This window comes from Mesorhizobium sp. RCAM 06353, from assembly GCF_059683585.1.
This window is the reverse complement of sequence record NZ_CM185031.1, coordinates 6,372,931-6,397,498: the sequence shown is the minus strand read 5'-3', so window position 1 is coordinate 6,397,498 and position 24,568 is coordinate 6,372,931. Positions and strand designations below refer to the sequence as shown.

Genomic DNA, 24,568 nt, shown 5'->3' with positions numbered 1-24,568 from the left:
CGATTGGCAGTACACGAGGGGGCGTTCCACGCTCCCTCATTCGCGTTTTCGGAGAGGGTGATGGCCGCGATCAAAGAACTTGTGCACACCGAGGGCGATTCCAACACGACCGCGGCACGCGGCCGCTGGGATGCCGGCCAGGACGATCCCCGCATTCGCGGCCTGCTTGATCGCGACGCCTCAGCGTTCATGCACCAGAGCCTGTCCAGCCCCTGCCTGTCGACGATCGCCAGGGCGGAAGGCATATGGATCGAGGACACCGCCGGGCGCCGCTTGATGGATTTCCACGGCAACAGCGTGCATCACCTCGGCTACGGTCATCCGAGATTGGTGGCGGCGATCAAGAAGCAGCTTGATGACCTCTGCTTCGCGCCGCGCCGCTTCGCCTGCGAGCCTGCCGTCGAACTGGCGGAGAAGCTGGCGGCACTGGCACCCGGCAATCTCGGCAAGGTGCTGTTCACGACGGGCGGTTCGGACGCCGTTGAGGTGGCGCTGAAGATCGCGCGCGCCGCGACTGGCCGCTTCAAGACGGTGTCGTTCTGGGATGCGTTTCACGGCGCCGGCTTCGGTGCCGCAAGCGTTGGCGGCGAGGCGACCTTCCGCTCGCACATATCAGGCCCGATGATGACCGGCACCGAGCATGTCGCGCCGTGGGACGGCTATCGCTGTCCCTACGGCCACGAGTCCCTCGAAGCATCGGGTCTCGCCTGCGCCAACATGATCACCTACGTGCTGGGCCGCGAGCAGGATGTGGCGGCGGTCGTCGCCGAGCCGATGCGGGCGACACCCAACCCGCCACCGCCCGGCTTCTGGAAGCGGGTGCGCGAGGCCTGCGACCGACACGGCACGCTGCTGATCTTCGACGAGATCCCGACTGGCCTCGGCAAAACAGGAAAATTCTTCGCCCATGAGCATGATGGCGTGACGCCCGACATCGTCGTGCTCGGCAAGTCACTGGGCGGTGGCATCCTGCCGATCGCCGCCGTCATCGCCCGCCGTGACCTCGACGTCACCGGCGGCTTCGCCATCGGTCACTATACCCACGAAAAAAACCCGGTGACGACGCGCGCCGCCCTGACCACTATCGACATCATCTTGGAGGAAGGGCTGGTCGAACGGTCGGCCGAGCTTGGCCAACATATGCTGGGACGCATGCAGGACCTGATGAACCGCTCGCCCCATGTCGGCGACGTCAGGGGCAGGGGGCTGATGGTCGGCGTCGAACTGGTCGAGGACCGCGCCACCCGCCAGCCGGCGCGGGAGCTTGCCGAACGGGTTTTCTATACGTGCCTGGAGCAGGGCCTGAGTTTCAAGGTCAGCCAGGGCAATGTGCTGACGCTGTCGCCGCCGCTGGTCATTTCGAAGAGTGATCTCGACCGTGCCCTCGACATCGTCGAGGCCGCCGTGCTGGTGGCTTGATTGTGAAGGCTATCCGCACCGATCGGGAACTCGAATGTCCAGGCATTGATGCCGGCTTGCGGGCGCGGGGCGTCGAGCTGATGACGCTGCCTGACGGCATTGCCGAGGCCGATCTCGTTAGCGCTGTCGCTGACGCCGATCTTCTGCTGATGTGCTACACGCCGATCACGGCGCGGGTGATCGACGCAGCGCCGAAATTGAAGGGCATCGTCAAATACGGCGTCGGCATCGATGCCATCGACATCCCTACCGCGATACGGCACGGCATTCCTGTCGTCAATGTGCCGGAATATGCCGAGGAAACCGTCGCCGAAGGCGCCTTCGCCCTGATGATCGCGCTCGCCAAGCGGCTGCCGGCGATCACGGCGGCGGTATCGCGCGACGGTTGGGTCTGGCCCGAGCAGCGCTGGCTCGGGCGCGACATTTCCGGCGCCACGCTTGGCCTCGTTGGCTGCGGCAAGATCGGCCGCAGCATGGCGCGCATGGCTGGCCAGGGATTTCATGCCCGGGTCCTCGGCTTCGATCCCGGTGTCGATGCCGCGACCATGCATGCCGCCGGCATCGACAAGGTCGACGACCTGCAAGCCATGCTGCGCGCCTGCGATTTTGTCTCGATCCATTGTGTGTTGAACGACAAGACGCGCGGCCTGATCGGCAAGGCGGAACTCGCCTGCCTGAAGCCTTCCGCCATCATCGTCAACGTCTCGCGCGGTGCGCTCATCGATGAGGCGGCGCTTGTCGAAGCTGTTGTCGCCGGGCGCATCGGCGGTGCCGGGCTCGATGTCTATTCGGTCGAACCGTTGGCCAGATCAGGCCATCCGATGAGCGCCCTGTTCGATCGCGACAACGTGATCTTGTTTCCGCATCTCACTTTCTTCACGCATGGGGCAATGCGCCGCCTCGAGGACGACACGCTCGCGCGCTGTTTCGAGATCCTCGATGGCCGGCCGGTGACCATCCGCTCGCATGACCCGCGTTTGCTGGCGCAGACATCAGGCGTTCAGTTCAGCTGATAAGGCATATCTTTCAATGGGATAGATGCCTTTCGCGTGGCTGCGATCGCGTCCGCTATAGCGATGCGACAGTTCCATGACAAATATCAGTAGAAATTTGCCTGTCATAAAATAAATAGATTTTACTTATCGATCGCCGATCCCCAAAGTTGTCACAACGACGACATCCAATCGGCTCCACGTCCGCCAGAGACAAGAAGTCGATCGGTCCTAGTGCATCGCAGAATGTGCCATCAATCACAGGGGAACTGATCCATGAAATCGCGAAACGCAACCATCGCAATGGCCTTCGCCGCGTCGCTCTTGGCGTCGTCGGCTCTCGTCGCACCGGCATTCGCCGATGGCGTCGTCACCATCTACTCCGCCGACGGCCTGCATGACGGCAATGGCAGCTGGTACGAGACCGAATTCGCAGCCTTCACCAAGGCCACCGGCATCACCGTGCAATATATCGAGGCAGGCTCCGGCGGTGTCGTCGAGCGCGTTGCCAAGGAAAAGTCGAACCCGCAGGCAGATGTGCTGGTGACCTTGCCGCCCTTCGTCCAGCGCGCCGCCGCCGATGGCCTGCTGCAGGACTACAAGCCGGCAGGCGCCGACCAGATCGACGGCGGCACCGACAAGTACCGGCCTGTCGTCAACAACTATATGAACTTCATCTACAACAGCGCCGTGCTGTCGGAAGCGCCGAAGAGCTACAACGACCTGCTCGATCCCAAGTTCAAGGGCAAGATCCAGTATTCGACGCCCGGCCAGGCTGGCGACGGCACCGCTGTGATGCTGCAGGTCATCCATGCCTTCGGCGGCGAGGATGCCGGCTTTGAATTCATGAAGAAGCTGCAGGACAACAATGTCGGTCCGTCCGCTTCGACCGGCAAGCTGACCGCGCTGGTCAACAAGGGCGAACTGCATGTCGCCAATGGCGATCTGCAGATGAACATGTCGCAAATGGCCGACAACCCGAACATCAAGGTGTTCTGGCCTGCCGGTCCCGACGGCGTGCGCTCTACCTTCGCGCTGCCCTATGAAATCGGCCTGGTCACCGGTGCGCCGAATGGCGACAACGGCAAGAAGCTGATCGATTTCCTGCTCGCCAAGGAAGTCCAGTCGACCATAAGCTCGGTCGCGCTCGGCATGCCCGCCCGCAAGGACGTGAAGCCGGACGACGCCAACTTCGCCAAGGCGCAGGAAGCGATGAAGGGCGTCACCATCTGGTCGCCGAACTGGGACGAGGCGCTGAGCAAGCTTCCCGACTACGTCAAGAAGTGGAACGAGGCGACCGGAAGCTAACACCCGAGGGCAGAAATCCGGAGGACCAAGCCATGTCGGCCGTCGCCTTTACTGGTACCAGTGTCATGGACATCGACGCCGCGAAAATTCGCGGCGCCGGTTCCAATGTCCACTTCGACAAGGTCAGCGTCGCCTATGGCGCGCATGTCGTCCTGCATCCGCTGACCCTGGATATCGCGCCGGGTGAGATCCTGGCGATGATCGGCCCGTCCGGCTCCGGCAAGACCACCGCTCTGCGTGCGGTCGCCGGCTTCGTGCGGCCGGCGAGCGGCCGCATCCGCATCGGCGCCACCGATGTCACCGATCTGCCGCCTTATGAACGCGGTCTCGGCATGGTGGTGCAGAACTACGCGCTGTTTCCGCATATGCGGGTCGAGGACAATGTTGCCTTCGGCCTCAGGGCACAAGGCGCCGACAAGGCGCTGATCGGCGAAAGGGTGAAAGATGCGCTCGCCACTGTCGGCATGGCGACTTTCGCACGGCGTTATCCCCGCGAGCTTTCGGGCGGCCAGCAGCAGCGTGTCGCGATTGCCCGCGCGCTTGCCGTGCGGCCCCGCGTGCTCCTGCTCGACGAGCCGCTGTCGGCGCTCGACGCGCAGATCCGCCGCAACATGGTCGAGGAGATCGCCCGCCTGCACCGCAGCCTGCCGGGCCTCACCATCCTCTATGTCACCCACGACCAGACCGAAGCGCTAACGCTTGCCGACAAGATCGCCATCATGCGCGACGGCAGGGTCTGCTCACATGGGCCGACGACGGAACTCTACCGCCGCCCGCCAAACCGGTTTACCGCAGAATTCCTTGGCCGTGCCAACCTTCTGCCGGTGACCGTTGCCGAATCCGTTGGCTCGAAGGGCTTTGCCACGGCAAGGCATGGCGACGCTGTGCTCACAAGCGCCGGCCGTGACGAGAAGGCCGGCGACAAGAGCCTGCTCTGCATCAGGCCACAGCACCTGAGCCTGACGGCCGACAGCGAGCACACCAACCGCATCGTCGGCACGCTGAGGGAAGTCCACTGGCAGGGCGAACTCACCCATCTCGTGCTCGATGTCGACGGCACGCCGGTGCGCGTCTCGGCAACCAAACTGCCGATCGCCTTGCCCGAACCCGGCGCCAAGGTGCCGCTGTTCTTCGCACCCGCCGACACCTCGCTGCTTCCGGAAGACGCCGGTGTCTGACGCCATCGCACTTCGCGCGCCGGCGATCAGGAGAGAGCCCGGCAAGTTCTGGATCGTGCCGCCGGCGGCTCTGCTGGCGCTGCTGTTCTTCTATCCGCTGGCGCTGATTGCCCGGCAGGCCTTCCTAGACGACAGCGGTGTCGTCAATGCCGCCGAGATTTTTCGCGTGCTGCATTCGCGCTTCTTCCTCAACGCGCTGATCAACACCGTGACGATCTCGGTCACGGCGACGGCCGGATGCCTCATCGTCGGCCTCGTGCTGGCGCTGATCCTCGCCTTCGTGCCGTTTCCCGGCAGCGGTTTCATCGCTCGGTTGATCGACACCTTCATCGCGCTCCCGACCTTCCTGGTGACGCTGGCCTTCACCTTCCTCTACGGCTCCGCCGGCATGCTCAACACCGGGCTGATGGAGACCTTCTCGCTGCCACTGCCCCCTGTCGATTTCCTCTACTCGACCTGGGGCGTCGTGCTCGCCGAAGTCACCGTCTACACGCCCTTCATCCTGCGCCCGTTGCTCGCCGCCTTTTCACTCGTAGACCGTGGCCAGATCGAAGCCGCGAGCGTGCTGGGCGCGAGGCCCTTCCGCATCGTACGCCAGGTCATCCTGCCGGCCGCGATCCCCGCGCTCATCGCCGGCGGCAGCCTCTGCTTGCTGTTGACCGTCAATGAATTCGGCATCGTGCTGTTCATCGGCGCCAAGGGTGTCATCACGCTGCCGCTGCTGATCTATGGCAAGGCGATCCAGGAATCGGCCTATCAGGTCGCCTGCATCATCGCCGTGGTCAACATCGCGCTGTCGCTTGGCCTGTTCGGTCTCTACCGCTTCGCTGCCGGCCGGTTGGGAGTCTAGCCATGCTGGTCTGGTCGCGCCCTGGTCGCATCGTGTTGTGGGTGCTGTTCGCGCTGATCTTCGGCGTGCTCTTTTTGGCACCGCTGGCGGTCATTCTCCTGTCCAGTCTCGCCGACCAGTGGAACGGCGTGCTGCCCAATGGCCTGACGACGGAGCACTACACCGATGTCATCAGGGGCTCGGCGTGGAATTCGGTCAAGGCCAGCCTGATCACCGGCTTCCTGGCCAGCGCGCTGGCGTTGGTCAGCGGCACCTGGGCGGCACTGTCGCTGCGCCTGCAGGGGCCTTCCTTGAAGCGGCTGCTCGGCCTGCTGTTCTTCATTCCGAGCGCGGTGCCTTCGGTGTCCGTTGGCCTCGGCCTGCTGGTTGCGTTCAGCCATCCGCCGCTGTTGCTCAACGGTACCATCGCCATCGTCATGATCGCGCATTTCGTGCTGATCTCGGCTTTCACCTTCGGCAATGTCTCGGCCGGCCTGGCAAGGCTTTCGCCAGACTTCGAACAGGTCGCATCGAGCCTCGGCGCGCGGCCGGCCTACCGGCTCTGGCACGTCACGCTGCCGCTGCTGGCGCCCTATCTGGTCGCCGCCTTTGGCTTGAGCTTCGCGCTGTCGATGGGTGAGCTTGGCGCCACCGTCATGGTCTACCCGCCGGGCTGGGTGACGCTGCCGGTGTCGATCTTCAGCCTCACCGACCGTGGCGACATTTTTGCCGGTGCCGCGCTCACCATGATCCTGGTGGCGGCAACGCTGGTCCTGCTGCTCGGCTTGGAGCGCGTTGCGAAGCGCGCCACCGGCGCATAGCGCGGACTTCGTCAGGCCGGTTTGCGTTCGACGATATAGATGTGGTCGGCCGCCAGCACGACCTCGCCGCGCTGGTTGATCACTTCGCAGCGCTCGATTACCCGTCCGGAGCCCGGCCGCTTCGGGTCGTCCTCCTTGGCCGTGATGGTGGTGCGCGTGCGGATCGTGTCGCCGATGAACACCGGCTTGATGAAACGCAACCGGTCGTAGCCGTAGGAGAAGGCGACGGGGTTGACGATGCTTGCCGTCAGCCCGATGCCGACCGAGAACACCAGCGTGCCATGCGCGATGCGCTGGCCGAACGGCGTCGTCTTCATGTACTCGGCATCCATGTGATGCGGGAAGAAGTCGCCGGTGTGGCCGGCATGTACGATGAAGTCGGTCTCGGTGATGGTGCGACCGCTGGTCAGCCGCGACGAGCCGATTTCGTAGTCTTCGAAATAGGTGATCTGTTCCATCAGGGCCTTTCCGCGATCGGCGTCGCCGGCGCCGCGCTCGATTTATAGGCGGCTTCCACCAGCGCCATGGTGTTCCAGGCGTCCTCGACCGAACTGACCAACGCGTCGTCCTCGCCCGTGGCAAAACGCTGGACATTGGCCATGCGGCCGACAAAGGCGTCAGGGAACCATTCGCCGGCGAGTGGTACGGCGACCCAGTCCGTCCCGCCCTTGGGATAGATCTCCAGAATGTCCGGTTCACCCCGGGGATAGTCGAGGTTGAGGCCGAGCTTGAGGTGGGCGGCACCCTCGGTGCCGCAGATGCGAAATTCGCAGGCCTGATGCCGGCGGCCGAATTTGTGATCGTGGTTGATCGACAGCGCGCAGCGCACGGTGTCGCCATAGTCCAGAATGGCGCTGGTGCGCGTCTGCGCCACCTTGTGGTTGGGGTGACCGAGCGTCTTGGCGTGGACGCCCTTGGGGTCGCCCAGCAATTGCCTGATGAGGTCGAGATAATGGATCGAGTGCATGGCGATCTCGACGCGCGGCGCCTTGAGCAGAAATTCCCACAACTCCCATGGTGTCGCCAGCGCCAGCCAGGCATCGAAGTCGACGACCTCGCCCAGCCAACCCTTGCCGATGGCATCCTTGAGCGCCAGCATCATCGGTGCGAAGCGCAGCTGGAAGTTCACCGCCGCCTTGAGCTCCTTGGCGCGGCAGATTTCGAGGATTTCGGTCGCCTCGCCGAGATAGTTGCCCATCGGTTTCTGGATCAGTGCGACCGCCCCGTCGGGCAAAGCCTTCAGGATCTCGGCGTGCCGTCCCGGTGGCGTCGCCAGATCGCAGATCGCATCCTTGACATCAGCGGCTTCATCGACCGAGCGGAATGCCGTCACACCCCATTTTTCGGCCAGGGCCTGAGCCTTGGCCTGGTCCGGATCATAGAGGCCGGCAATTGGGAAGCCTGCTTTGCGATAGGCGGGAAAATGCGCGTCGCCGACGATCGATCCGGCGCCGAAAGTGACGATCGGTCGGGGCTTTGAGGGCTTTGGCCAGGACTGGGTGAGCGAGGCAGGGTCGAAACCGCCCTCAATCATGATGGAAGACCTCGTCCATGGAGGCCCACCACTCGCCCTCCTTGCGGGTTGCCAGCGGCTCCTGGCATGGCATGCAGACGGCCCACCATTCCTGCGTCCTGGGGTCGGCTGCCATCTTGGCCATGTCGGCTGCATAGTCGGTGCCGTGGTATTCGAAAGTGGAAAACAGCAGATTCTCCGGCCGCTTCAGATAGATCGAGTAGTTCCTGATGTTGCAGGCCGAGATCATGGTCAGCACGTCGGGCCAGACGGCGGCATGGAGGCGGACATACTCCTCGACCTTTTCCGGCTTCAGCCCCAACACCATCCCCATCCGCTGCATGTCCGTTCCCCTATTTCGTGATCGCCGTGGTGAATTCGGCGATGCTCATGGCCTTGACCGCGTCCCAGTCCCAGTCGATGCCGATGCCGGGCTCGTCGGGCGCCAGCGCATGGCCATCCTCGATGCGCATATGCTTGCCGGTCAACTCATCGAGTTGCGGAATGTACTCGACATATCGGCCGTTCTGAACAGCGCAGGTCAGGCTGACATGCAGTTCCATCAGGAAATGCGGACAGACCGGAATGTCGAAGGCCTCCGCCGCATGGGCGATCTTGAGCCAGGGCGTGATACCGCCGATACGGCCGACATCGACCTGCACGATCGAGCAGGCGCCTTTTTGCATGTATTCGCGAAAATGCCGGATGGAATAGAGCGACTCGCCGATGGCGATCGGCGTCGGTGTCGAGTTCGACAGCCTGATATGCCCGTCGATGTCGTCGGCCGGCAGCGGCTCCTCGATCCAGGCGAGGTCGAGTTCGCGCAGCCTGGCCGCGCGCCGGATCGCCTCGTCGACGGAAAAACCCTGGTTGGCGTCGGTCATGATCTCGTAGCCGTCGCCGACCGCCTTGCGCACGGCCGACAGCCGCGCGAGATCCTCCGACCCGTGCGGTCTGCCGATCTTAACCTTCGAGCCGCGAAATCCCTTGGCCTTGGCCGCCAGCGCATCGTCGACAAGTGCTGCCGTCTCGATATGCAGCCAGCCGCCCTCGGTGGTGTAGAGCGGGCAGCGGTCCTTGGCGCCGCCGGCCAGTTTCCACAGCGGCAGGTTATGCTTCTTCGCCCTGAGATCCCAAAGTGCCGTGTCGATCGCCGCGATGGCGATGGCGGTGATCGCGCCGATGGTGGTGGCGTGCGTCGCGAATTCGAGATCGTGCCAGATCGCCTCGATCATGTCGGGGTCGCGACCGATCAGGCGCGGCACCAGATGGTCTGACAAGAGCCGCATCACCGATGAGCCGCCGGTGCCGATCGTATAGCTGTAGCCGGTGCCGACCGCGCCGTCGGAATCGGTGATGGTGACGATCGGCGTTTCCTGGCTGACGAAACTCTGGATGGCGTCAGTGCGCTTGACCTTGGGCACAAGGTCCACCATCCGCAGTTCGACTTTCTCGATTCTGGCCATGTCCCTCAGCTCCGCAATGTCTTTCCGGTGTCGGTGGCAAACAGATGCGCCTGCGACATGTCGAGGCTCATGGCCACCCGCTCGCCCGGCCTAAGCGGCCTCGGGTTCAGCATGCGCGACACCCAGTCGGTGCCGTTGAACTCGACAAACACCAGCGTCTCGTTGCCGAGCGGTTCGGTGACCGTGACCGGCAGTTCGATCTGGTGGACGTCGGCCGCACCGCCCGAACTGATGCCATGGCCAGCCGGATAGATGTCGTCGGGACGCAGCCCGAACACGACCTTGTCGCCGGTCGCGACATTGGCCTTGAACTGGCCGGGCAGGGGCAGCTTCTCGCCGCTGGAAAAAACCATCTGGCCGTCATCGATCGTTGCCTCATGCAAATTCATCGGCGGCGAGCCGATGAAGCCGGCAACGAAGCGCGTCGCCGGCCGCCGGAACACCTCGTCGGGCGTGCCGACCTGTTCGATGTGGCCGTCGCGCATGATGACGATGCGGTCGGCCAGCGTCATCGCCTCGACCTGGTCGTGCGTGACGTAGATCACAGTCGACTGCACCTTGGCATGCAGCTTCTTGATCTCGGTGCGCATCTGCGTCCTGAGCTTGGCGTCGAGATTGGAAAGCGGCTCGTCGAAGAGGAACACATCGGGATCGCGCACGATGGCGCGGCCCATGGCGACACGCTGGCGCTGGCCGCCGGACAGTTGCGACGGACGGCGATCGAGCAGCGTATCGAGGCCGAGGATGGCCGAGGCTTCGGCAACGCGGCGCTCCATGTCTTCCTTGGCGGCACCGGCGATCTTCAGCGAGAAGCCGAGATTCTCCCGCACCGTCATGTGCGGATAGAGCGCGTAGGACTGGAACACCATCGAGATGTTGCGCGAGCGCGGCGGCAGATCGTTGACGACGCGTCCGCCGATTTCGATCGAGCCGGCGCTGATTTCTTCCAGTCCGGCGATCATGCGCAACGTCGTCGACTTGCCGCAGCCGGACGGGCCGACCAGCGCGATGAATTCACGGTCGGTGATATCGAGATCGATGCCATGCACGATCCCGATATTGCCGTAGCGCTTGGTCAGTTTTTTGAGGGAAACCGTTGCCATGGGATCAGCCTTTCACCGCGCCGGAGGTCAGGCCGCCGACAAGGTGTTTCTGGACGATGTAGGTGAGGGTGAGCGCCGGAATGATCATCACCACGGCGAGCGCGCACATGCCGCGCCAGTCGATGGTGAACTCGGCCGTATAGTCGAGCAGGCCGACCGGCAGCGTCTTGGCGCTGACCGAACGAGTCAATTGCGAAGCCAGCGCAAACTCGTTCCAGCAGGTCAGGAAGGCGAAGATAGCGGCCGAAGCGATGCCTGGGCCGGCGAGTGGAAACTCGACCTGCCAGAACGCCTGCCAGCGCGTGCAACCGTCGATCTGCGCTGCCTCCGCCAAATCCTTTGGCACCTGGCGGAAGAAGCCGTCGATCAGCCAGATCGTGAACGGCACGTTGAGCGCGACATAGGCGAGGATCAGCCCGAAATGCGTGTCGATGATGCCGAGCCGCACATAGAGGAAGAACAGCGGCAGCGACAGCGCGATGCCCGGCACCGTGCGTGTCAGCATCAGGCCGAGGAAGACGCTGGACTTACCGCGGAAACGATAACGCGCGAAGGCGTAGCCGCCGGCCATGCCGATGGCCACCGCAATGATCGTCGACGTCACCGAGATGATCAGCGAGTTGCGGAAATATTCGATGACCGGGATGCCGCCCTTGCCGATGCCGCTGAACATCGAAACATAAGCGTCGAACGAGAGCTCTTGCGGGATCCACACCGGCGGCTTGGCCATGATCTCGACGGTCGGCCGCAGCGACGAGATGACGATCCAGAGGCCGGGCAGGCAGATGGTCAGCATCGCCAGGAACAGGCCGATGCGGTACACGATGCCGAGCAGCCGGCGCTTCAGGCGGGCGGAAGAATTCTCGTCCATCACCACTCCGCACCGATCTGCGTGCGCGCCGCAGCGAGCTTGTTGAAAAAATAGACGGTGAAGGCGATCGACAGCAGGATCGAGAAATAGGCCATGGCGTTGGCCATGCCCATGCGCCCGTCGCTGTAGGCGGTGCGCGCCACCAGGGTCCACAACAGTTCGGTACGGCCCGCCGGTCCGCCATCGGTCATGATCTTGACGATGTCATAAGCGCGCGCAACGTCGAGCGAGCGGATGGTCATGGCGATGTAGGCAAAAGGCATCACAAACGGCCATGTCACATAGCGGAATGTCTGCCACGGCGTGCAGCCGTCGACGCGCGCAGCCTCGATAGGCTCCTTGGGCATGGCGAGCAGGCCGGCGAGGATCAGGATGGCGAAGATCGCCGTCGACGACCAGATCTCGGCGATCGAAATGGCGATGAAGGCGAGATGGCCTTCGATCAGCCATGGGATGGCGTCCTGCGTGATGCCGAGCGACTGCAGGGCGTTGTTCACCAGGCCGATATTGTCGTTGAACATGAACTTGAACTGGAAGCCGACGAGGATCGGCGAGAACATCATCGGAAACATCATCAGCGTGCGCAGGATCCGCTGGCCGTGCGTCGCCTTCTCGACCAGCATGGCGAGGCCGAGGCCAAGCAGCATTTCGAGATTTAGCGCGATCGTCAGCAGCAGCACCGTGCGGCCGAACGCCCACCAGAAATCGGTGTTGGCCAGGATCGACAGATAATTCCGGAAGCCGATGAAGACATAGAATGTCTCGGGCTTGGTCAGGCGGAAAGGCGTGAAGCTGGAATAGAGCGACAACAGCAGCGGCACGACGACGACCGCCGCCAGCACGATGAAGGCCGGAAGCAGCAACAGGAATGGCGCGGATGGCTTGAAGCCCTTCATCAGAATTCCTGCAATGTTGCATTGGACTGGCGTCGAAGCGGACGCGACGAAAGGGCCATGTATCGCCGAGCATACGCCAGGACGCGATCGCCTCCCCCATCACGATGGGGGAGGCAGCCTTGGGAGCACTGATTAGAGCTTGCCGGCGTCCTGGAGGATCTGCGTCGCCTTGGCGGCCGCTTCATCCAGAGCCTGCTTGGAGGTCTTGTCGCCCAGGATCGCCGCCTGCAGTTCGGGGTAGACGGCGTTCGAGATTTCGATCCATTCAGGCGTCTGCGGCACGGCGAAGGCGTGCTTGGCTTCTTCCTGGAAGGCGGAGAGAACCTCCTTCTTGTAAGGATCGTTTTCGGCCTGCTTCAGGTCCCAGTCCCAGACAGCGGTGCGGGTCGGCAGCGGGCCTGCGGCAGCCTCGAGCTTCTGGCTGTCCTCGTTGGTCAGCCACCAGACCAGGGAAGCCGCGGCCTCTTTGTTCGGGCAGTTCTCGGTCACCGAGAAACCATGGAAACCCGACCAGCCGGTGCGCTTACCGGAAGAACCCTTCGGCGCGACTTTCACGCCGACATTGCCCGCGACCTTCGACGACTTCGGATCGTTGAAGAAACCGGCCCAGCCAGGCCAGTCGAGGTTGATGGCGACGGTGCCCGAAGCAAAGCCCTGGCCGAGATCGTCCCAGAGGTAGTTGGTGGTTCCGGCCGGTACGGCCTTGGCCTTGTAGAGGTTGACGAACCAGTCGAGCGCCCGGATGCCGGCCTCGGAGTTGAAGACCGGCTTGCCGTCCTTGTCCAGATATTCGCCGCCCTCGGCGACCACCATCTCGTAGAAGCGGCCATTGATCGCCTCTTCCTTGCCGGCAAATTGCGTGCCGTAGAAATTGGGCGGGTTGGCGAAGAACTCGGCCTGGTCGGTGACTTCCTTCCAGGTGTCCGGCGGCACCAGGTCGTAGCCGTATTTCGCCTTGAACTTGGTCTTGTTGTCGGCGTTGTCGTAGAGGCTCTTCTGGTAGTAGAGCGCCGAAACGTCGAACTGCGCGCGCGGCAGCATTTCCAGCTTGCCGTCGATGGTCGCCGACTTGATCGTCGACGGCACGAAGGCATCGATCTCCGACTTGGGCAGCAATTTGCTGAGGTCGGTATAGAGGCCCGTATATTGCGGCGCGAAGGACGAGTGGTTCCAGCCGACGCACCAGTTGGTGCTGCCTGAGGCGATGTCGGACTTCAGCTCCTTGTCGATGTCGAAGCCGTTCTTCTTGGTCAGGATGTTGACCTTGGCGCCGGTCGCCTTCTCCCATTCGGGGATGCGCTCGTAGAGCTTTTCATATTGCTGGCCGCCGATCAGTTTCACGTCGACGGTCACGCCTTCGAACTTGCCGGGCAGGTCGCCGGCAAGGGCCGTGCCTGCACCGAATGCAAGCAACAATGCGCCGGCGGACACGCGGGAAAGCAGTCTGTTCATTGGTATCCTCCCTTGGTGCGCCTTGGCAGGCGACCGCAACTCGTCTGATGACAACAAGTGCTACATTCATATACAAACAAAACATTCATGGATACGTCAAGGCGAAATTTGTTTCCGCCGGCTGCGTTCCTGCGTATATGAAGGGAACAATTCACTGGAGAGATGACCCATGGACGACAGCGAAGACGAGCGCTACCGCGCGCCGGCGCTCGACAAGGGGCTCGACATCCTTGAGTTGCTGGCTGGCGTCGACGGTGGCCTGACCCAGGCCGAAATCGCCAAGAAGCTCGACCGCAGCCCCAACGAGTTCTACCGCATGCTCGACCGACTGGTGCGGCGCGGCTATGTCACGAGGCTCGACGGCGACCGTTATTCGCTGACGCTGAAACTGTTCGGCCTGGCGCAACTGCACGCTCCGGTGCGGCGGCTGGTCTCCTACGCCACGCCGCTGATGCGCGAGCTGGCCGAGACGTCGCAGCAGGCCAATCAACTCGTTGTTTTTGATCGTGGTTCCGCCGTCGTCATCGCCCAGCAGGAGGCCCCGGATTACTGGGGCATCTCAATCCGGGTCGGGTCCCACATCAGCCTGTTCGACACCGGTTCGGGCCATGTGCTGCTCGCCTTCCGCTCGCAGGAAGAGCGGCAGATGATGATTTCCGAATACGTCCGCAGCACCGACAAGACACCGCAATCGGCGGAGTTCTTCACCCGGCTCGACCAGATCCGCGACCGCGGCTACGAGATGATGGCCTCGATGCAGACGGCAGGCGTCTTCAATCTCTCGGCACCGGTGCGCAGTTCCGACGGCAGGGCGATCGCCGCGCTGTCGATTCCCTACATCACTGTCATCAACACGCCTGCGGCACCTGACATCACCCGGACCATCGAGCTCTTGCTTGCAACGTGTGAGAAGCTGTCGCACCTGGCAGGCTCGACTGTCGGCTCGTCGGCGTAAATTCTTATTTGAATGAAGAATTCCTCCGTGAGATGATTTGAACAACGCCGGAGGAGGAGCCTCGCCATGATCATCGACACCCATCTGCATCTCATCGATCGCTCGGCGCTGCGTTATCCCTGGCTTGCCGGCGTGCCGGCGCTCAACCGCGATTTCTCTTACGAGGAGTACGCCGCGCAGGCGCAGCGTGTCGGCGTCGAGCGCGTGCTGCATATGGAGGTCGATGTCGATCCGGCTGACATCGAAGCCGAGACCGCACGGGTCGAAGGTCTGTCGCGGCAGGCGGGCAGCATGCTCACCGGGGTAATCGCATCGTGCCGGCCGGAAGAGGCTGACTTTGCCACCTATCTCGAACGCCAGCAGACAAATCCTTTCGTCAAAGGGTTTCGCCGGGTTCTCCATGTCGTGCCCGACGATCTCTCGGAAGGCGCGCTGTTCCGGGAAAACATCAAGCGGCTTGGCGGCACCGGCCTGACTTTCGACCTCGTCGTGCTGCCGCACCAGATCCCCAAGGCGATTGCGCTGGCCGACTTGGCGCCGGATGTCCAGTTCGTCCTCGACCATTGCGGCGTCCCCGATATCAACGGCAACGCCGAGCATCCCTGGCGCGAGCATATGAGCGAGATCGCGAAGCGTCCGAATGTCATGGCCAAGATTTCCGGCGTCGTTGCCTATGCCGGTCCTGCCTGGACGGTGGAGACGCTGCGGCCCTATGTCGAGCACACCATCGCTGCGTTCGGCTGGGACCGTGTCGTCTGGGGCAGCGACTGGCCGGTCTGCACGCTCGGCGGTGGTCTCTCGACCTGGGTGGCGGCGACCCATGCGCTGGTTTCCGGTTGCAGCGCTTCCGAGCGCGACAGATTGTTGTCGGGCAATGCCCGCAAGCTGTGGCGGTTGAAGTAACCGCCGTCAGATCGTCGTCGAGACGTGCCGCTCGCGGCCGTAGAGCGAGACCAGCAGCACGATGATCAAGCCCAGTGCCGCCTGCACCGCTGAGGGCTGGAAGCCGAGGCCGATCAGCAGCGTGTTGATCTCGGTCAGCACCAGCACGCCGGCGATGGTGCCGAGATAGCTGCCGCGGCCACCGACCAAAGCCGCGCCGCCGACGACCACGGCTGCAATCGTCTGGAACAGATAGGGCTGGCCGACATCGCCATAGGCCGAGCCGGTGAAGCCAAGCAGCAGCACGCCCGCGACGGCAGCGAAGAAGGCGCTCGCGGCATAGGTGATGACCCACATGCGAACCGGGTCGATCAGCGCCAGCGGTGCTGCCCCTGGATTGCTGCCCAGCGCATAGAGCCGGCGGCCATAAGGCGTCCGCTCCAGCACCAGCACGACGAGTGCCGCCAGCACGACGAGGCTCGGCACCAACCACGGCACCGGCAGCGGTCCCGCCAATCCACCGATCGACACGAAGCTGGAAACCGCCTGCGGCGCGGAGCCTGAGGGGAAGCCTGCCGTCCACAACAGCACCAGCCCTTGCACGACCATGCCGATGCCGAGCGTGACGATCAGCGGCTGGATATCGAGGCTGCGCGCGATCAGCCCGTTCAGCCCGCCGATGATGATCGCCAACACCGCGACAAGGCCGCAGACCAGGACAAAATTCCAGCCATCGCCGTAGAGCTGCGCGGCCACGACATTGGCGAAGCCGATGACGAAGGGAATAGACAGGTCGATGCCGCCCATGATGACGACCAGCGTCTGTCCGATCGAGGCGACGGCCAGCAGCGAAGCAAGCACCAGCATGGCGCGTATCGCAAACGGCGCGGAGTAGCCGGGAATGAGGATCGTGCCGGCCAGATGCAGAAGGGCGGCGACGCAGAAAGCGCTGACGACGCGGGCATTGGTTGTCGCAAACAGGTTTCGCCCAGTCATGTCAGCGCCCCCTCGTGGCAAGACGTTCCTGCAGCGCGGTCAGCATCACCGCCAGCACCAATATGGCGCCATAGGCGATCTGCAGGACGAAGGTCGAGACGTTGAACGTCGTCAGCACGCTCTGCAGCAGGAAGATGTCGATGGCGCCGATGGCAGCACCGGCGACACCGCCACGCCCGCCGGCCAGGCTGACGCCGCCAAGCGCTACGGCGGCAATCGCGATCAGCGTGTAGGTTGGCCCGATATTGGGATCCGCCGAACCGATCAGCGCCGTCAGCATCAGCCCCGCGCATCCGCCAAGGATGCCGGTCATGACATAGGCGATGAAGCGTACGCGTGTGACATCGACGCCGGCGGTGTAGGCGGCGCGGTCGTCGCTGCCGACCGCCATCAACTGGTCATAATAGGGAAGGCGCTGCACCAGCCACCAGGCAAGGAACATCAACAGCAGCGGCAGCATCGACCAAGGACCAGCCAAGGCCTTGAGCCAGGCTGGCGCCGGGCCGATCGGCGCCGGCAGGATCGTCAGCGTGACGCCGGTGAGGATCAGATAGGTGCCGAGCGTGGCAACGATCGGCTGGATGCGCACGATCGTCGCCAGAAAGCCGTTCGCCGCGCCGACCAGCGCGCCGACGAGCAGGGCTGCAGGAACGAGCAGCAGCGGCGAGGAGATGCCGGCCCTGAGGAACAGCACCTGGATCACCATGGCGTTGACGAAGCCCATCAGCGGCCCGACCGAGATGTCGATGCAGCCACGGCCGGCGAGGATCACCGGCGTCGAGGCGATGGCAGCGCCGATCAAAGGCGCGGCCAGTCCGACCAGGGCCCCCCATGATCCCGGCTGGAATCGTCCCGGGCTGAGAATGAGATTGACCGCAAGCAGGACGACCAGCAGCACGACGGCGAAACCGACGCTTCGTCCAAGCGATAGGAGGCGCGTGAGAGGGCTCATGCCGCGCGTCCGAACATGGCAGAGATCACGCTGTCGGTGGTCATCGCTTCACCGGAGATTTCCGCAGCGACCTCGTTTTCCCGGAACACCAGCACGCGATGGCATAGCAGAAGAATCTCCTCGATCTCGCTGGACAGGATGACCAGCCCCATGCCGTCGGCGGCCAACCCGCGAAAGACGTCGTAGAGAACATGCCGCGTCGCCACGTCGACGCCGCGCGTCGGGTCGTTGAGCAGCAGGATGGCGGGCTCCAGCGCCAGTGCCCGCGCCAGCAAGACTTTCTGCTGATTGCCGCCGGACAAGGTGGTGATCGGCGCATCCGGCTGGGGCGCCACGATCGACAGTTTCTCGCGATAGATGTCGTAGCGGGCCTTGCGTGCCGCCGGGCTGATCAGGCCGAGACGGGTGTCGCGCGATAAGGTCGAAATGGCGAAATTGTCGAGCACCGACTGCGTCGGGAAAATGCCGTTCGCACGCCGGTCGCGCGGCAAATAGGCGATGCCGCTGGCGACGGCTTTGCGGAACCCGGTGATCTTGCGGGATGCGCCCGGCGTACCGAGCTCGATCGAGCCGCCAAGCGGCGGCGCCAGGCCGGCGAGCATCTTGAGGAACAGTTCCTGGCCGTGGCCATCAAGGCCGGCAAGGCCAACGATCTCGCCGGGAGCGATCGCTTGCGTGATTGCGCTGGCGCCGTGCGCGATGACGATATCGCGAATGGCGAGGCCGCGAAAATCGGGGGTGTTGTGATCAGCCATGCGCCAGCTCCGCTGCAGTGCGTGGCGCCATGGCCTTGAGAAGTTCCGCCGGTGTCGAGGCGCCGCGCTCCTCGGTGCGCAGCACGCTGCCGCCACGCAGGATCGAGATGCGATCCGACAGCGACATCACTTCGTCCATGCGATGCGTGATGAACAGGATGAGGCAACCTTCGCCGGCCAGCGCGCGCATCAGCGAAAAGACGGATTCGCGATCGGCGAAGTCGAGCGCAGCGGTGACCTCGTCGAGGATCAGGATTTTTGGGTTGCGCACGACCGCACGAGCGAGAACCACCAGTTGCTGCGCGGCCAGAGGCAACAGGCCGGCGGGCGTGTCGAGCGGAACGTTAGTCACGGCGAAGCGCTTCAGTGCGGCTGCCGCCCAGTCGCGGCGCTCGTTGCGCGGAACGGCACGCCGGAGCAGCCCATCGAGACCGAGCAGGATGTTGTCCGTCACGCTACGGTCCGGTGCGATCAGCACTTCCTGGAACACCGTGGCGAAACCTTGCGCCTGGAAAGTCGAAGGATTGGTCCCCGAAAACGGCTTGCCCTGCAGCAGGATCGCACCACTGTCCGGCTGGACGATGCCGGACAAGAGCTTGACCATCGTGCTCTTGCCCGAACCGTTTTCACCCAGGATGGTGTGGATGGTTCCGGCCCGGAACGCGATCGAAGCGTCCGCGAGCGCGACGGTCTCGCCATAGCGTTTGGATATGTTTCTGATTTCAAGCATGCCGTGTTTCGAAGCTGGCAAGCCGGCTCCGCGAAAGGAGCCGGCTTTCTGGGTCTGTCGATGGTGTCACTTCGCGCAGGCGTCTGGCACTTTGGAATAATCCCAGCCCTTGGTCGGCGCCGGGTTCGAGAAATAGGCGTCGAGCCATTCCTCCGGCATCGGATCTTTTGGTGGGATCGGGAAGATCGAGACGGCATCCGTCGTCATGCAGTCCTTGTACCATTGGCCGAGATCGGCACTGTGCACAGGCGGGATCGGGATCAGCAGCGTGTTCAGCTTCGGCTTCTGGCCGTCGAGCATGCGCTCGCCGACACGAAACAGCGTCTCGGCGGTCCAGTGCGGCAACACGGCATGGCCTTCGAAACGGTACTTGTCGGGGTTTGCCTTCCAATAGCCGAGCGCGTCGCCGGTGATCGAACCAGTGATCAGCGGCGCCGGACGGCCGGCTTCGGCGAAGGCTTCGGCAACGACGCGGCTTTCGCTGCCGGTCGTCCAAACCGCATCGATCGGCGCCGGATTGGTGGCGATCGCCTGCAGCACGACGGTCTTGGTGACGTTTGCCGTCCAGTTGCCGTTGACGTTGCGCGAGATCTTCAGCTTGGGATTCTCGGCCAACGCTTTGTCGGCACCCTGGCGTTCCTGCACCACGATCGGATGGCCGGCAATGCCTTCGACCAGCAGGATGCTGGCGCCGTCCGGCTGCGCCTTGCCGATTGCCGTCATCATGTCATAGCCCCAGCGCGCATAGTTGGAATCGACATTGATCGCGTTCGGGCTGGTCACCGAACCGGCGGCGGTGATGAACGGAATGCCGGCTTTGGCAGCGGCATCGATGGCATCGTCGAGCGCCGTCGCCGAGCCCGGGATCGAGGTGATGATCGAGCACTTCTTGTCGATGAAGGCGCGGATCTGGTTGATCTGCTGGCTGGCGTCGTTGTTGGAGTCGGAGACTTCGAAGCTGGACACCGTGCCGTCGGCGATCAGCCCGTCGACCAGACGCTTCAACTCCTTGGTGACCGTCACGCGCCAGGGGTTACCCTGGTAGGATTCCGAGTGGCACCATTTCCACGGCTTCGGAGGCGGGGTGAAATTGTCCCAGGCAGAAGGCAACACCTTCTGCGGCGCGCCGTCATACTGCGCCTTGAGTTCGGTCGGCAGTCCGCCGATGACGCCTTGCACGTCCTGGGCATAGGCAATTGTTGTGATGGATACAAAGGCGGTTGCGGCCAAAAGGCCGCGCATCACGTTTTTCATTGTCTCTCCTCCGTTCGGTTTCGTTCAGGCTCCTCCACCGGCAGCGCCGGACACCTGTGCAGGGGCACTCTCCCGGAACAGGCGATTGAGATCGGCAACGACCTGGGCGGCTCTGTGCCGGGAGGTCATGCCGGAAAGGATGCGCTCGGACGCCACCTGCTGGAACGCCATGTAGCCGTCATAGCGCGGCCGCACCCATGCGCCCTCCAGCGTCGTGCGCGTATCGCGATAGAAATTGCCGGTCGCGGCGTTGACCGTCTGATCCTCCCAGGCCGCCGCATGGCCAGGCTGTCCGCCGGCAGCGGCATAGGCGCCGCGCTGCACGTCGACGCTGGCGACCCAATAGGCAAAGTCGATCGCGGCATCTTTTGCCTGCGAAAAAGCCGACACCGCTATGCCTGTGCCGCCGAGCGCCGAGCCGATTGGGCCGCTGGAGCCGACGGCCGGGATGTCGGCGAAGGCCAGCCGGTGCGCGCGAAACCCTGATATCGCATAGGAGACGTAGCCATAGATCAGCGGTGCGCAGATAATCTTGGAATCAGCCGCCGCCATCCGTTCCGAAACGGCGATCGGATCCATCTCGAAACAGGCCGGCTCGACCAGGGCGGCGATCTCGCGCATCGCTTCGAAGACCTGGCTGCCGGTCTCGATATCGATGAGATCACGGGACGGATCGGTGGCGCAGGGATGACCAAGATTGCCGGCCAGCGTGTAGAACACCATCAGCACATGAGGCGGCCGCAGCGGCAGCAGCACGCGGCCTTGCCGGGCGAGATCGAGCACGTCGCTCCAGCGCGCCGGCGGCGCATCGAGCACGTCCGGCCGCCAGGCCTGGACCTGGCTGGCCGCATCGATCGGGAAGCCCCATTGCCGTCCCTGCCAGTTGTAGCTCGGATAGGACTGGCCGACACTGCCTGTGGCAAGTGCAGCGCGTTCCACCTCGCGGCCAGGGACATCCAGCGGCGCGAGGCAACGCTCCGCCGTGATCTGGCCGACATGCGGATGGTCGATGACGATGAGGTCATAGGCGCGCGCCAGCTCCTCGACCGGGAAGGACTCAAAATCCTGCAGCGATCGCTTGTCCCATTCGATGGCGACGCCGGTTTTTTGCTCCCACAGCGCCGAACAGGCGACCATCGGATCGTAGCCGCGCGGATGGCTCCAGGTCATGCCTTTGAGCGTGGTCACAGGCCGAACTCCGCGCGGATTGCGGCACTGTGCTCGCCGATGCGCGGTGCCGCGCGATCGACCTTGGCCCTGATGCCATCGACCCGAAGCGGCGAACTTGTGGTGAGGATCGAGACATCATCCTCGCGCGTCACCGTCTGCAGCATGTCGAGCGACTGAAAACCTTCGCTGGCCAGCATTTCCGGCCAGGTCAGCACCTTGGCGCACCAGATGTCGGCGGGCTCCAGTATGGCCAGCCACTCGTCGATGGTTTTGGTGGCGATCCTCTGCGCGATGATCGCCTTGATGTCGTCGCGCGCGGTGAACCAGGATGCCGGTTTGTCGCGATAGGGCGCCAGCTCGCTCAGCGACAGCAGGTCGGCGAGTTTCGGGATCGGTGTCATGGCAATGGCGAGATAGCCGTCCTTGGCCGGATAGACGCCATAGGGCGCCGACAGATAGGCATGCGCGCTGCGGAAATTGGAGCGCTTGGGCAAGCGGCGGCCATCATTGAGATGCGTCGTCAGCACCTCGAACTGGAAATCGACCAGCGCTTCCAGCAGGCTGGTCTCGATATGGCTGCCCTGACCGGTGATGCCGCGCCGGACGAGCGCCGCCAGGATGCCTTGCGCGCAGGCCGCGCCCGCCAGCATGTCGCCAATGGCAAGCCCGAACGGCACCGGCCCCTGGTCCTCATCGCCATTCAGCCACATCACGCCGGAGCGTGACTGCGCCAGCAGGTCCTGGCCGGGCCGTTTGACCCACGGGCCTTCTTCGCCATAACCGCTGATCGAGGCATAGACGAGCCGCGGGTTGATTTTGCGCACGGCCTCGTAGTCCAAGCCGAGCCGCTCGATGACGCCTGGGCGGAAATTCTGAATCAGCACGTCAGCCTTGACCAGCAAGCCGCGCAGCGCCTTGAGATCGGCCTCGTTCTTGAGGTCGATGGCAAAACTTTCCTTGGCGCGGTTGATGGCGTGGAAGATGGTGGAATCGCCGCCGATCTCCGTGTCGCTGAGATAGAGCCGACGCGACAGGTCGCCGCCATCCGGGCGCTCGATCTTGATGACACGGGCGCCGAGATCGAGCAGCCGGAGCGAGCAGTAAGGCCCGGACAGGAACTGGCTCATGTCGACGACGACAAGACCGGCAAGCGGCAATTCGGCTGGCGCCGGCATCTCTATTTCTCCGTCTTGCCGACGAAATCGGCCGGGTTGCGGTACTTCACCGTCTGCAGATGCTCGCAATAGAGGACGAGCTCGCCTTCGCCCTTGAACACTTCGTAGCTGGCGCGGATCAGCCCCATTTCCTTGTAGCGGGGCTTCTTGTCGAGGTTGGAGCGGATCGAATAGATCGTGTCGCCAATGAAGACAGGTTTTATGAAGCGGAGCTTGTCGTAGCCATAGGAAAAGGCGTTGACGCAGTTGGTGGCGACCAGCCCCAAACCCGCCGAAAAGACGAAAGCGCCGGCGATCAGCCGCTTGCCGAAAATGCCTTCGCTCTCGGCAAACATCTGGTCCTGCACGTAAGGGTGGATGTCGAGCACCAGCGTGTTGAACAGGTGGCTGTCGCCTTCCGCCATTGTGCGCCGCAACGAGCGGATTTTCTGGCCGACCGGCCAGTCCTCATAGAACCAGTTCTCGGCATTCCACACCGGCAGCGCGGCGTGATCGGCTGGCATGTTCTTGGGATACGTCGAAGCAATGCCGACAGTGGGGGCGAAGTCGTTCATGGCTGGCTCTGTCGCTCTCGCGGAAGGGTCCGGGCAGCCGTTAGAACGCGCGTCAAGGCGCCTGATTGCACGACGTCTCCTCCCGTCAATCTTCTTTTGTAAATAGTATTTTCACATATGGGGTTGCGTTGCAAGCGAGGACAGGCGAAATTTTGGCCAATCCGCAGCCCTTGGGCGCAGGCGGGCAGGGGAGGAAAAGATGAGCAGGGATAGTCTGGTGTTTGTCGGCAGCCTGAACCGGGAGGCGCCTTATTTTCAGGGCGCGCGCGGCGTTGGTCTCAGCATCTACAGCTTTGACGAGGAAACGCTGGAAACCCGAAAACTGGCCGAGACAAATGACGTCGACAACCCGACCTTCCTGTCGGTGACACCGGACGGTTCGCGCATCTATGCCAATTCGGAAGTCTTCACTTGGCGCGAGGGCACAGTCTCGGCCTACGGCTTCGATCGGGGCTCCGGCACGCTTACTTATTTGAACAAGCAGCCATCACTTGGCAGCATCACCGCCCACAACACCATCACCCGCGACGGCACGAAACTGCTGGTCGCCAATTACGGCATGGGCGAGGGCGGCCCGGACCGCGCCGTCGCGGTCTATGGCTTCGACAGGGATGGCGCCTTGACGGCGCCGCTGGCCAGTGTTTCGCACAAGGGCAGCGGCCCGAATGCGGCGCGGCAGGAACGCTCGCATGCGCACAGCGTCACCGAAACCATTGCCGGCGGAACGGCCATCGTCGCCGATCTCGGCATCGACCGGCTGGCGTCCTACCGTATCGAGCGGGATGGCAAACTGACGAAGCTTGCCGAGTCCGCACTGACGCCGGGCGCGGGTCCGCGCCATCTCGCGCTGCATCCGAACGGGCGCTTCGTCTTTGTCATGAACGAGCTGGATTCGACCGTCGTGTCATTGGCACTGGACGAGACCTCAGGCAAGCTGTCGATCATCGACGCCAAGCCGGCGGTGCCGGCCGAGGCGCGCGACAGCAATCATTGCGCCGACATCCAGATCTCGTCGGATGGCCGTTTCATCTACGGCTCCAACCGCGGCCATGACAGCGTCGTCATCATGACCGTCGACCAGCAGACCGGCTCGCTGGGCCTCGTTGGCTATGTCCCATGCGGCGGTGCGACGCCGCGCAATCTGGCGCTGACGCCGTCGGGCGGTCATCTGTTTTCCGCCAACCAGAATGCCGACCGCATCTCGATCTTCGCGCGCGAAGCCGACAACGGCATGCTAACGGACACCGGAAACACCATCGAGATCGGCACGCCGATGTGCGTCAGGATCGTGCGCTGA

General features: G+C 63.5%; 25 protein-coding genes. 9 read left to right on the top strand and 16 right to left on the bottom strand.

From position 1 onward, the window contains the following. Positions 1 to 60 precede the first annotated feature (60 nt). The 6 genes from pbfA to AC56QX_RS31010 all read left to right on the top strand — a co-directional run bounded on the left by pbfA (position 61) and on the right by AC56QX_RS31010 (position 6,547). Complete coding sequence (gene pbfA, locus AC56QX_RS31035; protein WP_497112368.1) at positions 61 to 1,419, top strand: (R)-1-hydroxy-2-aminoethylphosphonate ammonia-lyase; 1,359 nt, start codon at positions 61 to 63, stop codon at positions 1,417 to 1,419. Between the two features lie 2 nt (positions 1,420 to 1,421). Then, entirely contained in the window at positions 1,422 to 2,432 is a 1,011-nt protein-coding gene (locus tag AC56QX_RS31030) for a 2-hydroxyacid dehydrogenase (protein ID WP_497112367.1), read from the top strand. Positions 2,433 to 2,687: 255 nt separating this feature from the next. After that, entirely contained in the window at positions 2,688 to 3,719 is a 1,032-nt protein-coding gene (locus tag AC56QX_RS31025) for a 2-aminoethylphosphonate ABC transporter substrate-binding protein (protein ID WP_497112366.1), read from the top strand. A gap of 32 nt (positions 3,720 to 3,751) precedes the next feature. Next, entirely contained in the window at positions 3,752 to 4,897 is a 1,146-nt protein-coding gene (locus tag AC56QX_RS31020; RefSeq protein WP_497112365.1) for an ABC transporter ATP-binding protein, read from the top strand. After that, positions 4,890 to 5,747: a 2-aminoethylphosphonate ABC transporter permease subunit gene (locus tag AC56QX_RS31015; protein WP_497112364.1), complete on the top strand. Its 858-nt coding sequence runs from the start codon at positions 4,890 to 4,892 to the stop codon at positions 5,745 to 5,747. Before AC56QX_RS31020 ends, AC56QX_RS31015 begins: the two co-directional genes overlap by 8 nt. 2 nt (positions 5,748 to 5,749) lie before the next feature. After that, positions 5,750 to 6,547: an ABC transporter permease subunit gene (locus AC56QX_RS31010; protein WP_497112363.1), complete on the top strand. Its 798-nt coding sequence runs from the start codon at positions 5,750 to 5,752 to the stop codon at positions 6,545 to 6,547. Between the two features lie 11 nt (positions 6,548 to 6,558). Here AC56QX_RS31010 and AC56QX_RS31005 read toward each other — a convergent pair whose 3' ends face one another. From AC56QX_RS31005 to AC56QX_RS30970, 8 genes are all read right to left on the bottom strand, one after another. After that, positions 6,559 to 7,008 carry a MaoC/PaaZ C-terminal domain-containing protein gene (locus AC56QX_RS31005; RefSeq protein ID WP_027041152.1) on the bottom strand — a complete coding sequence of 150 codons (450 nt, stop codon included), beginning with the start codon at positions 7,006 to 7,008 and terminating at the stop codon, positions 6,559 to 6,561. Beyond that, positions 7,005 to 8,078 (bottom strand): Gfo/Idh/MocA family protein, encoded by a 1,074-nt coding sequence (locus AC56QX_RS31000; RefSeq protein ID WP_497117979.1) that lies wholly within the window; start codon positions 8,076 to 8,078, stop codon positions 7,005 to 7,007. Before AC56QX_RS31000 ends, AC56QX_RS31005 begins: the two co-directional genes overlap by 4 nt. Next, complete coding sequence (locus AC56QX_RS30995) at positions 8,074 to 8,403, bottom strand: L-rhamnose mutarotase (RefSeq protein WP_497112362.1); 330 nt, start codon at positions 8,401 to 8,403, stop codon at positions 8,074 to 8,076. Before AC56QX_RS30995 ends, AC56QX_RS31000 begins: the two co-directional genes overlap by 5 nt. Before the next feature lie 10 nt (positions 8,404 to 8,413). Then, on the bottom strand, positions 8,414 to 9,526 hold the full coding sequence (locus tag AC56QX_RS30990; protein WP_497112361.1) for a mandelate racemase/muconate lactonizing enzyme family protein: 1,113 nt from the start codon (positions 9,524 to 9,526) through the stop codon (positions 8,414 to 8,416). Positions 9,527 to 9,531: 5 nt separating this feature from the next. Then, on the bottom strand, positions 9,532 to 10,629 hold the full coding sequence (locus tag AC56QX_RS30985) for a sn-glycerol-3-phosphate ABC transporter ATP-binding protein UgpC (RefSeq protein WP_027041156.1): 1,098 nt from the start codon (positions 10,627 to 10,629) through the stop codon (positions 9,532 to 9,534). Between the two features lie 4 nt (positions 10,630 to 10,633). Further along, a complete protein-coding gene (locus tag AC56QX_RS30980; RefSeq protein WP_497112360.1) occupies positions 10,634 to 11,500 on the bottom strand; it encodes a carbohydrate ABC transporter permease in 867 nt (288 codons plus the stop codon). Then, entirely contained in the window at positions 11,500 to 12,396 is an 897-nt protein-coding gene (locus AC56QX_RS30975) for a carbohydrate ABC transporter permease (RefSeq protein ID WP_497112359.1), read from the bottom strand. Before AC56QX_RS30975 ends, AC56QX_RS30980 begins: the two co-directional genes overlap by 1 nt. Before the next feature lie 132 nt (positions 12,397 to 12,528). Beyond that, positions 12,529 to 13,848: an ABC transporter substrate-binding protein gene (locus tag AC56QX_RS30970; protein WP_497112358.1), complete on the bottom strand. Its 1,320-nt coding sequence runs from the start codon at positions 13,846 to 13,848 to the stop codon at positions 12,529 to 12,531. Between the two features lie 169 nt (positions 13,849 to 14,017). Here AC56QX_RS30970 and AC56QX_RS30965 point away from each other — a divergent pair, with 169 nt between their 5' ends. Both AC56QX_RS30965 and AC56QX_RS30960 read left to right on the top strand, forming a co-directional pair. Continuing rightward, positions 14,018 to 14,803, top strand: a complete 786-nt coding sequence (locus tag AC56QX_RS30965) for an IclR family transcriptional regulator (protein WP_464611775.1) — start codon at positions 14,018 to 14,020, stop codon at positions 14,801 to 14,803. A 66-nt stretch (positions 14,804 to 14,869) separates the two neighbouring features. Next, positions 14,870 to 15,706 carry an amidohydrolase family protein gene (locus tag AC56QX_RS30960; RefSeq protein WP_497112357.1) on the top strand — a complete coding sequence of 279 codons (837 nt, stop codon included), beginning with the start codon at positions 14,870 to 14,872 and terminating at the stop codon, positions 15,704 to 15,706. Between the two features lie 6 nt (positions 15,707 to 15,712). Here the strand turns inward: AC56QX_RS30960 and AC56QX_RS30955 are convergent, their stop codons facing one another. From AC56QX_RS30955 to AC56QX_RS30920, 8 genes are all read right to left on the bottom strand, one after another. Continuing rightward, positions 15,713 to 16,681, bottom strand: a complete 969-nt coding sequence (locus tag AC56QX_RS30955; RefSeq protein WP_497112356.1) for an ABC transporter permease — start codon at positions 16,679 to 16,681, stop codon at positions 15,713 to 15,715. A 1-nt stretch (position 16,682) separates the two neighbouring features. After that, complete coding sequence (locus AC56QX_RS30950) at positions 16,683 to 17,633, bottom strand: ABC transporter permease (protein ID WP_497112355.1); 951 nt, start codon at positions 17,631 to 17,633, stop codon at positions 16,683 to 16,685. Then, positions 17,630 to 18,388: an ATP-binding cassette domain-containing protein gene (locus AC56QX_RS30945; protein WP_497112354.1), complete on the bottom strand. Its 759-nt coding sequence runs from the start codon at positions 18,386 to 18,388 to the stop codon at positions 17,630 to 17,632. The genes AC56QX_RS30950 and AC56QX_RS30945 overlap by 4 nt, the downstream gene beginning before the upstream one ends. Then, a complete protein-coding gene (locus AC56QX_RS30940) occupies positions 18,381 to 19,118 on the bottom strand; it encodes an ATP-binding cassette domain-containing protein (RefSeq protein WP_497112353.1) in 738 nt (245 codons plus the stop codon). Before AC56QX_RS30940 ends, AC56QX_RS30945 begins: the two co-directional genes overlap by 8 nt. 66 nt (positions 19,119 to 19,184) lie before the next feature. Beyond that, positions 19,185 to 20,372 carry an ABC transporter substrate-binding protein gene (locus AC56QX_RS30935; RefSeq protein ID WP_497112352.1) on the bottom strand — a complete coding sequence of 396 codons (1,188 nt, stop codon included), beginning with the start codon at positions 20,370 to 20,372 and terminating at the stop codon, positions 19,185 to 19,187. 24 nt (positions 20,373 to 20,396) lie between these two features. Next, positions 20,397 to 21,542, bottom strand: coding sequence for an extracellular solute-binding protein (locus AC56QX_RS30930; protein WP_497117978.1), 1,146 nt, complete (start codon positions 21,540 to 21,542; stop codon positions 20,397 to 20,399). Positions 21,543 to 21,556: 14 nt separating this feature from the next. Further along, on the bottom strand, positions 21,557 to 22,717 hold the full coding sequence (locus AC56QX_RS30925; RefSeq protein WP_497112351.1) for a CaiB/BaiF CoA transferase family protein: 1,161 nt from the start codon (positions 22,715 to 22,717) through the stop codon (positions 21,557 to 21,559). Positions 22,718 to 22,719: 2 nt separating this feature from the next. Next, positions 22,720 to 23,271, bottom strand: a complete 552-nt coding sequence (locus AC56QX_RS30920; RefSeq protein ID WP_497112350.1) for a MaoC family dehydratase — start codon at positions 23,269 to 23,271, stop codon at positions 22,720 to 22,722. Positions 23,272 to 23,470: 199 nt separating this feature from the next. Between AC56QX_RS30920 and AC56QX_RS30915 the strand changes: the two genes are divergently transcribed. Further along, entirely contained in the window at positions 23,471 to 24,568 is a 1,098-nt protein-coding gene (locus AC56QX_RS30915) for a lactonase family protein (RefSeq protein WP_497112349.1), read from the top strand.

What these genes read in the sequence shown, in the direction of transcription:
- AC56QX_RS30990 (WP_497112361.1), bottom strand. Translation starts at nt 9,526, where the DNA reads ATGGCCAGAATCGAGAAAGTCGAACTGCGGATGGTGGACCTTGTGCCC.
- AC56QX_RS31025 (WP_497112366.1), top strand. Translation starts at nt 2,688, where the DNA reads ATGAAATCGCGAAACGCAACCATCGCAATGGCCTTCGCCGCGTCGCTC.
- AC56QX_RS30960 (WP_497112357.1), top strand. Translation starts at nt 14,870, where the DNA reads ATGATCATCGACACCCATCTGCATCTCATCGATCGCTCGGCGCTGCGT.
- AC56QX_RS31010 (WP_497112363.1), top strand. Translation starts at nt 5,750, where the DNA reads ATGCTGGTCTGGTCGCGCCCTGGTCGCATCGTGTTGTGGGTGCTGTTC.
- AC56QX_RS30995 (WP_497112362.1), bottom strand. Translation starts at nt 8,403, where the DNA reads ATGCAGCGGATGGGGATGGTGTTGGGGCTGAAGCCGGAAAAGGTCGAG.
- AC56QX_RS30965 (WP_464611775.1), top strand. Translation starts at nt 14,018, where the DNA reads ATGGACGACAGCGAAGACGAGCGCTACCGCGCGCCGGCGCTCGACAAG.
- AC56QX_RS30945 (WP_497112354.1), bottom strand. Translation starts at nt 18,388, where the DNA reads ATGGCTGATCACAACACCCCCGATTTTCGCGGCCTCGCCATTCGCGAT.
- AC56QX_RS30980 (WP_497112360.1), bottom strand. Translation starts at nt 11,500, where the DNA reads ATGGACGAGAATTCTTCCGCCCGCCTGAAGCGCCGGCTGCTCGGCATC.
- pbfA (WP_497112368.1), top strand. Translation starts at nt 61, where the DNA reads ATGGCCGCGATCAAAGAACTTGTGCACACCGAGGGCGATTCCAACACG.
- AC56QX_RS30970 (WP_497112358.1), bottom strand. Translation starts at nt 13,848, where the DNA reads ATGAACAGACTGCTTTCCCGCGTGTCCGCCGGCGCATTGTTGCTTGCA.
- AC56QX_RS30930 (WP_497117978.1), bottom strand. Translation starts at nt 21,542, where the DNA reads ATGACCTGGAGCCATCCGCGCGGCTACGATCCGATGGTCGCCTGTTCG.
- AC56QX_RS31020 (WP_497112365.1), top strand. Translation starts at nt 3,752, where the DNA reads ATGTCGGCCGTCGCCTTTACTGGTACCAGTGTCATGGACATCGACGCC.
- AC56QX_RS30985 (WP_027041156.1), bottom strand. Translation starts at nt 10,629, where the DNA reads ATGGCAACGGTTTCCCTCAAAAAACTGACCAAGCGCTACGGCAATATC.
- AC56QX_RS30955 (WP_497112356.1), bottom strand. Translation starts at nt 16,681, where the DNA reads ATGACTGGGCGAAACCTGTTTGCGACAACCAATGCCCGCGTCGTCAGC.
- AC56QX_RS30935 (WP_497112352.1), bottom strand. Translation starts at nt 20,372, where the DNA reads ATGAAAAACGTGATGCGCGGCCTTTTGGCCGCAACCGCCTTTGTATCC.
- AC56QX_RS30950 (WP_497112355.1), bottom strand. Translation starts at nt 17,633, where the DNA reads ATGAGCCCTCTCACGCGCCTCCTATCGCTTGGACGAAGCGTCGGTTTC.
- AC56QX_RS30975 (WP_497112359.1), bottom strand. Translation starts at nt 12,396, where the DNA reads ATGAAGGGCTTCAAGCCATCCGCGCCATTCCTGTTGCTGCTTCCGGCC.
- AC56QX_RS30920 (WP_497112350.1), bottom strand. Translation starts at nt 23,271, where the DNA reads ATGAACGACTTCGCCCCCACTGTCGGCATTGCTTCGACGTATCCCAAG.
- AC56QX_RS30940 (WP_497112353.1), bottom strand. Translation starts at nt 19,118, where the DNA reads ATGCTTGAAATCAGAAACATATCCAAACGCTATGGCGAGACCGTCGCG.
- AC56QX_RS30915 (WP_497112349.1), top strand. Translation starts at nt 23,471, where the DNA reads ATGAGCAGGGATAGTCTGGTGTTTGTCGGCAGCCTGAACCGGGAGGCG.
- AC56QX_RS30925 (WP_497112351.1), bottom strand. Translation starts at nt 22,717, where the DNA reads ATGCCGGCGCCAGCCGAATTGCCGCTTGCCGGTCTTGTCGTCGTCGAC.